This window comes from Agrobacterium sp. H141 (assembly GCF_057158725.1).
On sequence record NZ_CM169893.1, the window covers coordinates 1,498,128 to 1,511,044 of the forward strand.

Below are 12,917 nucleotides of genomic sequence, written 5' to 3' on the forward strand. Positions count from 1 at the left end.
GCAGGCAGCCAAAAGCAACCCACCACATCTCAATCAGTTCGTAACGGATCCTGGCCGGCATATCGCTGTGCACGGCGCGTCTTCGCGCGGATCCGTCAAGGGGGTCTCATGTCAAATTCACTCCGCGCGTCGCTGCTGGCTTGCACCGCGCTGGCCGCATTTTCCGTTCCTGTCATTGCTTTTGCACAGGATGCCGAAGACGGCGCCGTCGAGCTTGGAACCATTGTCGTTAAAGGAAAACGTGTTCCCGCCGGCTCGGTCGAGGATACGCCGCTCGCCACGCAGACTACGGCAAAGGAGATTGCGCAGAAGGATATCACGAGTCTCGATGATCTTGGCAACACCACGGAGCCGGGTGTGTCCTGGGTGGCCGAAACGCAGAGCGTGAACATTCGCGGCCTCGAGGAAGATCGTGTGCTGACGACAATCGACGGTATTCCAATCCCCTATCTCTCGGACGGGGTCAGGGCCAGCTATGGCGGTGCCAACACTTACGATTTTTCCTCGTTGTCATCGGTCGACATCTTGCGTGGCGGTGACTCAAGCCGGGCAGGCTCGGGCGCACTGGGCGGTGCCGTCCTTCTCAGAACATTGGAGCCGAAGGACCTGATCGGAGGGGGGCAGGATTTTGGCGGTGTGGCCAAGGTCACGTTTGACGGCAAGGACCAATCAATTGGAGGTTCTGCGGCCATCGCCAAGAAGATCGAGAATACGTCGATCCTGTTTCAGGGAAGCTACAAGAAAGGTCACGAGTCAAAGACTGGAGGCGATATCGGCGGATACGGAGCGAACCGCACCAAGGCAGATCCGGAAGAGTATGATCAGCGGAATATTCTCTTCAAAATCCGGCAGGATCTCGAGGGGGGACATCAGATCGGTCTGACGGCGGAACATTTCAATTTCGACTCGACCACGAATTTGAAGAGTGAGCAGGGCTCCAGTTATGCTCCGGATGATTATGATAACCTTGTCGACAATACGAGAAATCGCGTTTCCCTGGATTACAGCTACGAAGCAATTGCAGAGGATAGCCTGATCTCGTCTGCCTTCGCGACACTCTACTGGCAGCATACCGAGCGGCAAGAGGGGACTGATGGTGAGCGGCTGACTGATCCGAAGGGCGGATATGGGCGCATCAGTACCAATGAAGAGCAGGCCTTCGGCTTCGCGGGTTTTGTGAACAGCGATTTCGTGACGGGCGATCTCATCCATAGATTGACAATGGGTGGGGATTTTTCGTTTGCCACCACAACGCAGATACAGGTCGGTCATGATACATGCGACGTGACCTATGTGTCGAACTGCGCTTTCTACCATAACAATCAGGCCGACATGCCTGAGACGGATGCCGCGAAGCTTGGTCTGTATATGGAGGACAGGATCGAGGTCGGACAGACTGGCTTGACCGTAACGCCTGGCATTCGCTTCGACTGGTATGACTACAACCCGAAGGAGACCGCGGGTTACGAGAATAATAGCGGTTATGCCGGCTTGCCGGACGGACAGAGTGATTGGCAATTGTCACCAAAGCTAAGGGCTGCCTATCAAGTCCGTCCTGATGTCGAGTTGTTTGCCCAGTTTGCCATGGGCTTCAAGGCACCCAATGTCACTCAGCTCTATGTCAATTACGATAACGCGCCGTTCTATCGCTCTTTCGGCAATTCCGATCTTGAAGCGGAGACCAGCTATGGCTTCGAACTCGGTGCTAATCTGGGCGACGAAGACTTTGGAGGGCGCATCACGGCGTTCACCACTCGCTACAAGAATTTCATTGATACCGATACGGTCACAACTGCCGGGTATGCTTTCGGCTCGATCGAATACTTCAATCGTGACAAGGTGCGCATATCCGGTGTGGAAGTGCGCGCCCACAAGACGTTTACGAGCGGCTTCAATCTCCATGGATCCGTTGCTTATGCCTATGGCGAGGATATCGACACAGGCGAACTGCTCGCGTCTGTCGCCCCGCTCAAGGGCATATTCGGGGTCGGTTTCGAGCAGGAGACTTGGGGCGCAGACGCCAGCCTGATTGCTTCTGCTGCGGTTGATAATGACTCCACCGCATCCTCCAAGCCCGACGGATATGGCATTGTGAATCTCACCGGCTGGTGGGAGCCCGAGCAGTTTCAGGGGCTTCGTCTTCAGGCAGGAGTCTACAACGTTTTCGACAAGACCTATTTCGATGCACTCGAGGTAAAGGAAGCGTCCACGTTGAGTGACCTCTATTCGGAAAGCGGGCGCTATTTCAAAGTCTCGCTGACAAAACGCTTCTAAGTCTTCAGCCTATAAAGGCGGCATCTTTGCGGATGCCGCCTTTTCCATTTCTACCGGCAATAGCGATACCCGCCGCGCCGCTCGATCACGTCCAGATGCATGTGGTCCTGGTGGGCGGCGTCGCTACCGGGGGAGAGGACAGTGGTGAAGTAAAGGCAGGCTGCGGCGTTGAATGTACGCTGGAAAGCGTCTTCCAGCGTACTGTCTTCCTGCTTCACAATGCGCATCGGCACCGTCGTCTTGCCGAAACTCAGCGAGGCGATGTCGATGCCGTTGCCGCGGGCATGTTCGGAGATCTTGCCGGTCTTGGCACTGTTTCTAAGCCTGCAGACATAGCCGGATGCCTGGTTGATGGAGGTGAGCGCTGCTTTGCCGGGAAAGCCCGTGCGAGCGGCGGGAATGATGAACTGCTTGGAAGTGCGCGCGAGCTGAAGAGCCGTCTCGCAGCGGATCGTGGCGGGCGGCGATAGCGAGACGCCGGGCAGGACCTTGTCGACGATGAGTGGTTTGTCGATGCCGCAGCCATTGCCGTCATCGATGCGATCCACTTCCCTGAAGCTTGCGCCGATGGATTTGAGATCTGCAATGCAGCCAGCATAGGCGGCTGGATCCTCCGTCTCAACGGGCGGGGGCGCTGGTGCTTTGACTTCTTTCTCCTCTTCGGGATTTGGGGTTTCTTCTTCCGCTTCGGTTTCAGTCTTGTCTTTCTTGTCGGTCACGGTTTCCGTGTCCGGCTTTTCTACCGATGTCTCTGCCGGCTTCGTCGCTGTCGGCTTGCTGTCGGGGAGCGGGCCTTGTTTGGGCAAATCGGTCGCTGCGAATGCGCATGTCTGGAGCAAAAGAATCGCCAGGGTGGTGATGGTCGTCCGTCGCATGTGATCGCCTTCTACAAGTTTCCGCCAAGTTCAAACGCATCAAAACTCCATAGGTTGCCTTGATGGCAGAAATGGACGGGATCGCATGTCATATCTGCACTTGCGCAAAGGATCGACGCAGGCTAACAATTCGCACCATGAACATGTCGCAGAACATTGGTAACTGGTGGTGGGCACGCTAACGCGGCCTTGACCAGTCATGTCTGAACGACAGAGTGTGATGAAGCCGCCCGGAAAACCTGAGGCGGCTTTTTTGTATTCAGCGCCCGGGGCCGGGCCTGAACAGGGAGCAGAAAACTATGGTGACGGTTATTCACGATGACGGCGGAGAAACCTATGAGACGCGCGGCGGCATTGCCGTTACGCGTAGCCGCCGGCCGGTCTCCTATGCAGATGCGATCAGTTCAGCGATCGACAAGCTGGACGAGCGTCGCGGTGCGGTGTTTTCATCCAACTATGAATATCCCGGTCGCTATACGCGTTGGGATACCGCCATCGTCGATCCACCGCTCGGGCTTTCGTCCTTCGGTCGCAAGGTTTGGATCGAAGCCTTCAACGAGCGCGGTGAAGTGCTGCTGTCCTTCATCGCCGAGCGCCTGAAGACGGTATCTGAGCTCACACTGGGCGAGAGAACGGATCGGCGACTTGATCTCACCATCAACGAGCCAGACCGCATTTTCATGGAAGAAGAGCGTTCGAAAATGCCGACGGTGTTTACCGTTTTGCGGGCGATCACCGATCTCTTCCATTCCGAGGCCGATTCTGCCATCGGGCTGTTTGGCGCCTTCGGTTACGATCTCGCCTTCCAGTTCGATGCCATCAAGTTGTCGCTCGAGCGGCCCGAAGATCAGCGCGACATGGTGTTGTTCCTGCCGGATGAGATTATCGTGGTCGACCATCATGCCGCCAAGGCGTGGATCGATCGCTATGATTTTGAAAAGGGTGGTGTGACCACCTATGGCAAGTCGCAAGAGATTGCGCCTGAACCGTTCCGGCCGACCGATACGATCCCGCCAAGGGGCGATCACCGCCCGGGTGAATATGCAGCGCTGGTCACCAAGGCCAAGGAGAGCTTCCGCAAGGGCGATCTGTTTGAAGTGGTTCCCGGACAGAAGTTCATGGAGCGCTGCGACAGCAAGCCTTCAGCAATCTCAAAGCGGCTGAAGGAGATCAATCCGTCTCCCTATTCCTTCTTCATCAATCTCGGGCATCAGGAATATCTGGTCGGTGCCTCGCCGGAAATGTTTGTGCGCGTCTCCGGTCGCCGCATCGAGACCTGCCCTATCTCCGGAACCATCAAGCGTGGCGACGATCCGATTGCCGATAGCGAACAGATCCTGAAGCTTCTCAACTCCAAGAAGGATGAGAGCGAGCTTACCATGTGCTCGGACGTCGATCGCAACGACAAGTCGCGCGTCTGCGAGCCGGGTTCGGTCAAGGTGATCGGTCGCCGCCAGATCGAGATGTATTCGCGGCTTATTCACACGGTCGATCATATCGAAGGGCGTTTGCGCGACGATATGGACGCCTTTGACGGTTTCCTGTCCCATGCCTGGGCGGTGACGGTCACCGGTGCGCCGAAGCTCTGGGCCATGCGCTTCATCGAGCAACATGAGAAGAGCCCGCGTGCCTGGTATGGCGGTGCCATCGGTATGGTTGGCTTCAACGGCGACATGAATACCGGTCTGACGCTCAGGACAGTCCGGATCAAGGATGGCATCGCCGAAGTCCGCGCCGGTGCCACGCTTCTCAACGATAGCGACCCGCATGAGGAAGAAGCCGAAACCGAATTGAAGGCATCCGCCATGATTGCAGCTGTACGCGACGCCAAGTCCGGCAATGATACCAAATCCCAGCGTGGGGTCGCCAAGGTGGGGCAGGGCGTCAAGATCCTGCTGGTCGACCACGAAGATTCCTTCGTGCATACGCTTGCCAATTACTTCCGCCAGACCGGCGCGACCGTCTCGACGGTGCGCACTCCGGTTGCCGAAGAGGTGTTCGACCGGATGAAGCCCGACCTTGTGGTGCTCTCACCCGGTCCTGGCACGCCTGCCGATTTCGATTGCAAGGCGACCATCAAGAAGGCGCGGGCCCGCAATCTGCCGATCTTCGGGGTCTGCCTCGGCCTGCAGGCGCTGGCGGAAGCCTATGGTGGAGAGCTGCGCCAGTTGGCAGTGCCGATGCACGGCAAACCTTCGCGCATCCGCGTGCTGGAGCCGGGTATCGTGTTCTCCGGCCTTGCCAAGGAAGTGACTGTCGGTCGCTACCATTCGATCTTTGCCGATCCGTCGACCCTCGACCGCGATTTCATGATCACGGCGGAAAGCGACGACGGCACGATCATGGGTATTGAACACACCAAGGAGCCGGTGGCCGCCGTACAGTTCCACCCGGAATCGATCATGACGCTTGGGCATGATGCCGGCATGCGGATGATCGAGAATGTTGTGGCGCATCTTGCCAGGCGGACGAAGGTGAAGGCTGCTTAAACCGTTTGGGACGGGGCGCCGTCCGTGCCCCGTCTTGCCCCTAGACAGTGGCCCATATGCTTCCCAGAGCAACCAGGAATGTGCCCACCAAATACGGTGATCGGTAGAGCCATTGTTTCAGTTGCTCTGACAAAGTTTGATCATTTTGGGTAAGCGGAATTGGAGCAATGGGCTTCATCGTGAGTTGCCGATACTGAGGTCCACTGTTCAGTTTAAAACTGAACCGAGACGACGATATTTTCCATCCACAATAAGCCTTAGCTCGGCAAACCGATATATTTCTCAAAGGCTTCCCATGTGTCATCCATGGCGTAGCTCTTCATGAATGGCAGGTTTATGTGGCCATAGAGGGGGGAGAGCTGCCACTCAGCCGCTTCCTCGTCGACGCCCGCGATCTGTTGAAGATACATGACGGAGGCGAGGCCGGAGCGGTCTGCGCCGCCCTGGCAGTGGACGAGGATCGGAGTTTCGGCATTGCGCATGGTCGCGATCAGCGCTTCGGACTGTTGGCTATCTAGCGCGCGCTTGGCTGACATGCGGAAATTGACGAAGGTCGCATTGTGCGCCCGGACGGCTTCGACCTCGCGATTATACCAGTCGCTGCTCAGATTTTCGCCGCGCAGGTTGATGACGGTCTTGATCCCGTAGCGATCGATGTAGCGGCCGAGCGCCTCGGGCGAAAGCTGCGCCGAACGGTAGAATTTGCCGGGTACGACTTCGTGGAAATTGCCGGAGACATAGAGGTAACCGATCCAGGCGCCGAGGCCAAGCATTGCTGCCATACAGACCAGGGCGGCATTGCGTGCAATGGACGTCAATTTCATCGGTTTCCTCCCGGCAGCACGCAATTGGCACCATGTTTCATTAACGATGATTGCGGCGGCTTGATAGCGCGTCACGGTATATTCATCAAATTAAATGTACTGAGGCGGGTGCTTTGATTGTCTGTGTGCAGTCGCTATCGGGAAGGGTGTTGCAATTGACGGGCTGTGGCAATTGGCCTAATGCGGCGCCATAAACCGTCCGCGCCAGCCGTGGGCGGTTTCGTCGTTTTTGATTTGTGCACTGCAAGTCGCTCGCAACTGCAACAAAGGTCCAGCGTTTTGGCTCGTACAGACAATCTTGTTCAACGTATTGCTTTCTGGGGTATCCCGCTCGCCTTTGGCGTGATGGGCCTGAAGCTTGTCGCCTGGTGGCTGACGGGTTCCGTAGCATTGTTGTCGGATGGCCTTGAATCGACGGTCAACGTGATCGCTGCCTTTATCGCCTATTTCGTCATCCGCTACGCGCACAAGCCGGCCGACGACGACCATCCCTACGGGCATCACAAGGCGGAGTATCTGTCGGCTGTTCTCGAAGGCGTGCTGATCGTGGTCGCGGCGCTGCTCATTCTGAATGAGGCGGTCCGGGCGCTTTGGGATCCGCAGGTGCTGGATGCGCCTGTGCTCGGGCTGGCCATCAATGCGGTGGCGGGTGTCATCAATTTCATCTGGGCCGGTCTGCTGGTTCGTGTCGGCACGGCGCATCGCTCGCCGGCCCTTCTGGCAGACGGGCATCATATCATGTCGGATGTGGTCACATCCGTGGGCGTGCTTATCGGGCTCATTCTGGTGGTGATCACCGGTTACGCCATTCTCGATCCGCTCCTTGCCATTCTGGTCGCACTCAACATCATCTGGCAGGGCTGGAAGGTGATTTCGCATTCTGTCAGCGGGTTGATGGACAAGGCGGTGGAAGCGCATGAGGAAATGGCGATCAAGGCTGCGATCGCCACGCATTCTGCCGGCTCTCTTGGCGCACACTATCTCCGCACCCGACGTGCAGGGGCTGCGACATTCGTCAGCTTCGATCTCGTGGTGCCTGCGGATATGCCCGTCGGTGCAGCGCATGAGATCTGTGATCGCCTTGAAATTGCCATCCACGAGGTGTTGCCGGGATCACGCGTGACAATCCATGTCGAGCCGGAAAGCGAAGAAGCCCACGGCGTGCGTGTCAATGTAGAGGAGACTGGACAATGAGCATGACCGATGTTTCAGGGCTGACGCAGCTCGGTACCAATGTGGACGCGCCCGTGAGCCCGGAGGCTGCGGTGCTGGAACGGGTTCCCAACAGCAATGCCGGTACAGACTTCGTCGTGCGGTTTACCGCGCCGGAATTCACCTCGCTTTGCCCCATGACCGGTCAGCCGGATTTTGCGCATATCGTGATCGACTATATCGCGAACGATTGGCTGGTCGAGTCGAAGTCACTCAAGCTGTTTCTCGTTTCTTTCCGCAATCACGGCTCGTTCCACGAGGATTGCTCCGTTTACATTGCAAAGCGCATCGTGGAACTGCTCGATCCGAAATGGCTGCGGATCGGAGCCTACTGGTATCCGCGCGGTGGTATCCCGATCGATGTCTTCTGGCAGACCGGCGAGGCGCCCAAAGGTGTCTGGTTGCCGGATCAGGGTGTGCCGACCTATCGCGGTCGCGGATGAGCCGTTATTAATAGTAGCCATCTCTAACATTTTTGTGTTTTCAGGCTTCTAGTTGTTGTCGCTTGGAAAGTGATTCCAGTTTGCGCGTCGAGGGCGCCCCAGGCGGAAGGCCCGACTTCGTTTGGCGCATTAAAACGCACTTCACTAAGATTGCGCACATTAATTCATTCTAAAATTTAACATTTTCCCTTTAATTCAGGCAATTCTAATTTGTGAGGAGCTGAATGACGGGCCTGATCGGGAAACGTGCATCTGCAGCGATACCCATGCGCGTGGTCGGCCTTTCCGTGCTTGGAACGGCGTTTGCGGCGCTTTTGATCGTTGCGGCACTTGGTTGGGTTATGAGCGCGGTTGACGAGGTGTCGACGCAACGTGAAATCAAGATCGTCAGGCGCCTGACCGATACATTTCGATATCACATAGCTCACGAACAGGAGAGTGCGACGATATGGGACGATAGTGTCCGGTACTTGTCTGCCCCGCAAGGCAAGCAGAAAGACGATTGGATCGATAACAATCTTGGCAGCTGGATGCACAGCTATTTCGGCCACGACTACGCCTTTGTCATCGATAGTGACGATCAGCCGGTCTATGCCTCATCAGGTGGGGAACGGGCCGACAATGGACGTTTTGAAACGGTGCGCGCTATCGTCAGTCCTATGGCGAAAGCACTGAGACGCCGTCTTCTTGATGGTGAGGTCGAAATTGGCGGCGATGGCAATCTCTCGCCCGGTGTCTCTGACATCGATTATGTCGAGGGGCGTCCGGCGATTGTCAGTCTCAAGCCTGTGATATCCGATACAGGCATGATTACCCAGGCCCCGGGACGGGAGTATATTCATGTGGCCGTGCGGCGGCTCGATAGCGCCCTTTTGAACGAACTTTCCTATGAGTATGGCTTCCAGGACCTGCATTTTTCTCCGGTCGATAAAACATCGAATTTCGACGCCTCAATGGCCTTTGAGAAGACGGACGGCAGTATTCTCGGATACTTCATCTGGAGCCCGGTTCGTCCTGGTCTGGTCTTCCTCAAGTCGATCCTGCCCTACCTGGCCGCGCTCTACGGTTCGATCACGATCGTCATCGTGACATTCTCCGTTCTTCTTCATCGCCGCAGACAGGTCAACCGGGCGCAGGAAGATCGGATCCACTATCTGGCGACTCATGACGCCTTGACCGGTCTGTTGAACCGCGCATCCTTCGAGGGCGGGTTTGAACGATTGCTATACAAAAGAGAAATCGAACACCAAGCGCTGGCCGTGCTCTATCTCGATCTCGATCGCTTCAAGCACATCAACGATAGTTATGGTCACGCCGCCGGCGATGCCGTGATTGCCGCGATCGCTGACCGAATCCGGTCTGAAATGCCAGAAGGGGCGCTTGTTTCGCGCGTTGGCGGCGATGAATTCAACGCGGTCGTGCCCGTTCAGTCGGTGTCCGCCGCCGGCGAACTTTGTGAACGGATATTATCTGTCACCGGTGTTCCTATCTCCTTTGGAGAGCATGAGATCACCGTCGGTACCTCGATCGGCGTTGCCTTTTGGTCTGGCGATGAAACGGATCGCGGCGAACTGGTGCGCCAGGCGGATGTGGCGCTTTATGCCGCAAAATCCAGTGGGCGGGGTCAATATGCGATATTCGATGTGCATATGGAGGCGCGGGATCAGGAGCAGATGGCTTTGCAACGGGAGTTGAAGGCATCCGTTAACGATCTGAGCCAGTTCAAGGTGTTGTACCAACCCAAATACGCAACCCTCACCGGTCAGATCGATAGCGCTGAAGCGCTGGTTCGATGGATGCATCCGTCGCGTGGAGAGTTGTTGCCGGACGCCTTTATTCCCCTGGCAGAGGAAGCGGGGGTTATTCAACAGATCGGGCTTCGTGTGCTTGAAGAGAGCTGTCGCGCAAGCATGAACTGGCCATTGTCTCGGGTCTCGGTCAACGTGTCGCCGGTGCAGTGGAGCGATCCGAATTTTTCGCTCTCTGTCGCGGCGATCCTGTCGCGCGCCGGCTTCGATCCCAACAGGCTGGAACTGGAGATTACCGAGAGCGCCTGGATAAGAGATGCGGATAGCTGCAGCCGTAATATCATGGCGCTCAGGGCCATTGGCATTACCATCGCGCTGGACGATTTCGGGGTTGGCTATTCCAGTCTCGCCAGGCTGCAGAGCATGGAGGTCGATCACGTGAAGATCGACAAGCGTTTCATCGACGGTATCGGGACATCGAAGTGCGATGAAACCATCGTCAGGGCCATCATCGACATGGCTCGTGCCAAGGGATTGTTGACGACGGCGGAAGGTGTGCAGACGGAGCAGCAGTATGCGTTCCTGAAGGACATTGGCTGCGACAGCCTTCAAGGTTTCCTGTTTTCCCGCCCGATCGCGGAGGAGGATATCGATGCGCTGTTGCGGTTGGCCAAGGCCCCGCTCGATGGTGTTTTGGAACGAGCCGGTTAAAACGTATCGAACACGGCGCAATCAAAAACGGCGGGCCATAAGCCCGCCGTCTTCCGTTTAACAGACTATCGCTGGATCAGCCGAAAACCAGAGCCGCGCCGCCCAGAGCGGTGACGACGCCCAGAACGCGCGTCACTGTCGGACCGAGGCGGGAAAGACCCAGACCCGCGCCCACGCCAATGGCATGAAGGGTCGCGGTTGCAATCAGGAAGCCAATGCCGAACTGCATCGCGCCAGCGGCCCCCAGTTCGCCACCATGGGCATAGCCGTGAAAGAGCGCGAAAGCGCCGACAACGGCGGCCGAAGCCGAGGCCGGAAGGCGCGCAGCGGTTGCGACCAGAAGGCCAAGGCCGATGACGGATGCGAGGATGGCAGGCTCAACGAAGGGCAAGCTGAAACCGGCAATGGCCAGAACGAAACCGAGAGCCATGGTGCCGACAAAGGCTGCGGGCACAGCGATCAACGCGCGACCGCCGATTTGCGAGGCCCAGAGACCGACTGCGATCATGGCCAAGATGTGGTCAGCACCGAAAAACGGATGCGAGACACCGGCCATGAATGAGCCGTGTTCAGCGGGATTAAGGTGGGCAAAAGCTGGTGCCGAGGCGGCGGCAAAAATGGCTGCGGTGAGTGAAATGCGTTTCATCATATTGTCTTGTCCCTCATTTGGTCGACATGGCGCCTGGACATCAGTCGCGCCAGTCCCGTCTATAAACTGGCAAGCAGACTAGCGTAACCCGTTTTCCTCTGTCCATGGCGAATTCTGCCGTATGCCAGCTTGTCCGCGACGTCCTGTGTTTCAGCGGGGGGATGAGATCTCGGTCAGTTCGTGCCTTCGTTCGCATAGAACCGGCGCGCGTCGTCGGTCGCCAGTCGACGCGAATCGGCATCGGTGTAGAACATGTGTCCGCCACGATAGACATACAGTTCCGCGCGGTTTTCGGCGAGGTTGGCGGGCAAGTGATCCAGCACATAGCGACTGGCTCCGAACGGGGTGAGAATGTCGCTATAGCCATGCATGATCGCCAGCCTGAAGGAGGGAATGACGGAGAGAAGATCCCTGAGATCTCCCGAGGCATCTGCCTCGCCGCGGCTGCCGTCCCAATCCCAGCGACGGTTTACCTCGGTGCTGAGCAGCGTATAGGTCATGTCCGAGAGGTAGCCGAGCTCATGGCGGGCATAGTTGGCAAAGGCCGGGCCATAGGCGCGGGTGAAACCCTCCAGAACGGGATCATCATTGTGATCGCCGCCCGATTCGGGATAGGCGTCGGCCACTGGCGCGCTCGCATCATAGGCGCTGACGATGTGGCCCGGACCGGCCGCCTGTTTGGTATAGATATTGCCGACAAAGCCGCGCGTTTCACTGACGGCTTCTGTGGGCAGGCCGGTCAGATCGGCGATGCGGTTATACAACTGCTCTGCTTCCAGGCCCGTTGGCGTTGGCCCTGCCAGCGAGACCAGGTAGTCGGTCATGGCAAAGCGCTCGGCATCAGCCACCGCCGCTTCGCTGAATTGCCCCTCGCGTTCCAGCTTCGCTGCCGCCAGGGACGGCAGCTGCACCGCTGCCAATACAGGATCGAGCTGACCAACCGGCAGGAAGCGACCATCTATCATCGGTGAAAGCATCACTATGCCCGAGGTGAGGATGCCCTGGCTCTTTTTCAGCGTCGTTGCGACCTTGGCTGCGCGGAAACCACCATAGCTTTCGCCCAGCAGGAACTTGGGTGAGGCGAGGCGCTCATTCTTTTGGGTGTACAGGGCGATGACCTTTGCGAGGCTCTCGGCGTCTGCATCGACACTGTAGAAATTCCGGGCGGTGCTGTCGTTCTTGGCTCTGCTCCAGCCGGTGCCGACGGGATCGATCAGAGCGAGATCGGTAAAGGCGAGCCAGCTGTCGGGATTGTCCGTGAGCTCGGGCCGGGTACCGTCATGACCGTCCTTGCCGAAGGCGAGGATCTTGGGGCCGACCAGCCCCAGATGAAGATAGGCCGAAGCCGCACCCGGACCGCCATTGAAGGCGAAGGTGAGGGGGCGGTCCGTGCCGCCATCCTTGGCGACATAGGCAGTGTAGAAGATCTTGGCATTTTGGGTGCCATCGCCTGCATAAAGATCAAGCGTGCCGGCAGTCGCCGTATAGGTCAGGTCGCGGTCGCGACCGTGCAAGACGTGTTCGGTTGTGGAGTCTGGAGGCAATAGAGAGAAGATGCCGGTCGTGGTTTCCGATGGCGGTGCATCCTGTCGTTCGACCTCCGCGGTATCCTCGGTGCCTCCGGCTGCATCTTCCTGTGCAAATGTAGAGACGGGCATGATGAACAGGGCTGTCATCAGGCAGGCGATCAGA

General features: G+C 57.5%; 9 protein-coding genes. 5 read left to right on the forward strand and 4 right to left on the reverse strand.

Translation table 11 applies throughout. The annotated features are described in order from the left end of the window. Window positions 1–108: 108 nt before the first annotated feature. A complete protein-coding gene (locus tag ACWPM9_RS06860) occupies window positions 109–2,274 on the forward strand; it encodes a TonB-dependent hemoglobin/transferrin/lactoferrin family receptor (RefSeq protein ID WP_484757190.1) in 2,166 nt (721 codons plus the stop codon). A gap of 50 nt (window positions 2,275–2,324) precedes the next feature. Here the strand turns inward: ACWPM9_RS06860 and ACWPM9_RS06865 are convergent, their stop codons facing one another. Then, on the reverse strand, window positions 2,325–3,149 hold the full coding sequence (locus ACWPM9_RS06865; protein ID WP_484757191.1) for an extensin-like domain-containing protein: 825 nt from the start codon (window positions 3,147–3,149) through the stop codon (window positions 2,325–2,327). Between the two features lie 299 nt (window positions 3,150–3,448). On the opposite strand from ACWPM9_RS06865, the gene ACWPM9_RS06870 reads away from it, so the two are divergent. Beyond that, window positions 3,449–5,638 carry an anthranilate synthase gene (locus tag ACWPM9_RS06870; RefSeq protein ID WP_484757192.1) on the forward strand — a complete coding sequence of 730 codons (2,190 nt, stop codon included), beginning with the start codon at window positions 3,449–3,451 and terminating at the stop codon, window positions 5,636–5,638. 257 nt (window positions 5,639–5,895) lie between these two features. On the opposite strand, the gene ACWPM9_RS06875 is transcribed toward ACWPM9_RS06870, so the two are convergent. Then, window positions 5,896–6,462 carry a dual specificity protein phosphatase family protein gene (locus tag ACWPM9_RS06875; RefSeq protein WP_428187373.1) on the reverse strand — a complete coding sequence of 189 codons (567 nt, stop codon included), beginning with the start codon at window positions 6,460–6,462 and terminating at the stop codon, window positions 5,896–5,898. 279 nt (window positions 6,463–6,741) lie between these two features. Here ACWPM9_RS06875 and ACWPM9_RS06880 point away from each other — a divergent pair, with 279 nt between their 5' ends. The 3 genes from ACWPM9_RS06880 to ACWPM9_RS06890 all read left to right on the forward strand — a co-directional run bounded on the left by ACWPM9_RS06880 (window position 6,742) and on the right by ACWPM9_RS06890 (window position 10,576). Further along, window positions 6,742–7,656: a cation diffusion facilitator family transporter gene (locus ACWPM9_RS06880; RefSeq protein WP_484757193.1), complete on the forward strand. Its 915-nt coding sequence runs from the start codon at window positions 6,742–6,744 to the stop codon at window positions 7,654–7,656. Further along, window positions 7,653–8,117, forward strand: a complete 465-nt coding sequence (gene queF / locus ACWPM9_RS06885) for a preQ(1) synthase (protein ID WP_428187371.1) — start codon at window positions 7,653–7,655, stop codon at window positions 8,115–8,117. Before ACWPM9_RS06880 ends, queF begins: the two co-directional genes overlap by 4 nt. A 224-nt stretch (window positions 8,118–8,341) precedes the next feature. Continuing rightward, complete coding sequence (locus tag ACWPM9_RS06890; RefSeq protein WP_484757194.1) at window positions 8,342–10,576, forward strand: putative bifunctional diguanylate cyclase/phosphodiesterase; 2,235 nt, start codon at window positions 8,342–8,344, stop codon at window positions 10,574–10,576. A 76-nt stretch (window positions 10,577–10,652) separates the two neighbouring features. Here ACWPM9_RS06890 and ACWPM9_RS06895 read toward each other — a convergent pair whose 3' ends face one another. Further along, window positions 10,653–11,225 carry a HupE/UreJ family protein gene (locus ACWPM9_RS06895; protein WP_484757195.1) on the reverse strand — a complete coding sequence of 191 codons (573 nt, stop codon included), beginning with the start codon at window positions 11,223–11,225 and terminating at the stop codon, window positions 10,653–10,655. A 173-nt stretch (window positions 11,226–11,398) separates the two neighbouring features. After that, window positions 11,399–12,901 (reverse strand): S10 family peptidase, encoded by a 1,503-nt coding sequence (locus tag ACWPM9_RS06900; RefSeq protein ID WP_484757610.1) that lies wholly within the window; start codon window positions 12,899–12,901, stop codon window positions 11,399–11,401. Between the last annotated feature and the right edge of the window lie 16 nt (window positions 12,902–12,917).

Coding starts and splice junctions, on each gene's coding strand:
- ACWPM9_RS06860 (WP_484757190.1), top strand. CDS start 109: ATGTCAAATTCACTCCGCGCGTCGCTGCTGGCTTGCACCGCGCTGGCC.
- ACWPM9_RS06865 (WP_484757191.1), bottom strand. CDS start 3,149: ATGCGACGGACGACCATCACCACCCTGGCGATTCTTTTGCTCCAGACA.
- ACWPM9_RS06870 (WP_484757192.1), top strand. CDS start 3,449: ATGGTGACGGTTATTCACGATGACGGCGGAGAAACCTATGAGACGCGC.
- ACWPM9_RS06875 (WP_428187373.1), bottom strand. CDS start 6,462: ATGAAATTGACGTCCATTGCACGCAATGCCGCCCTGGTCTGTATGGCA.
- queF (WP_428187371.1), top strand. CDS start 7,653: ATGAGCATGACCGATGTTTCAGGGCTGACGCAGCTCGGTACCAATGTG.
- ACWPM9_RS06890 (WP_484757194.1), top strand. CDS start 8,342: ATGACGGGCCTGATCGGGAAACGTGCATCTGCAGCGATACCCATGCGC.
- ACWPM9_RS06895 (WP_484757195.1), bottom strand. CDS start 11,225: ATGATGAAACGCATTTCACTCACCGCAGCCATTTTTGCCGCCGCCTCG.
- ACWPM9_RS06900 (WP_484757610.1), bottom strand. CDS start 12,901: ATGACAGCCCTGTTCATCATGCCCGTCTCTACATTTGCACAGGAAGAT.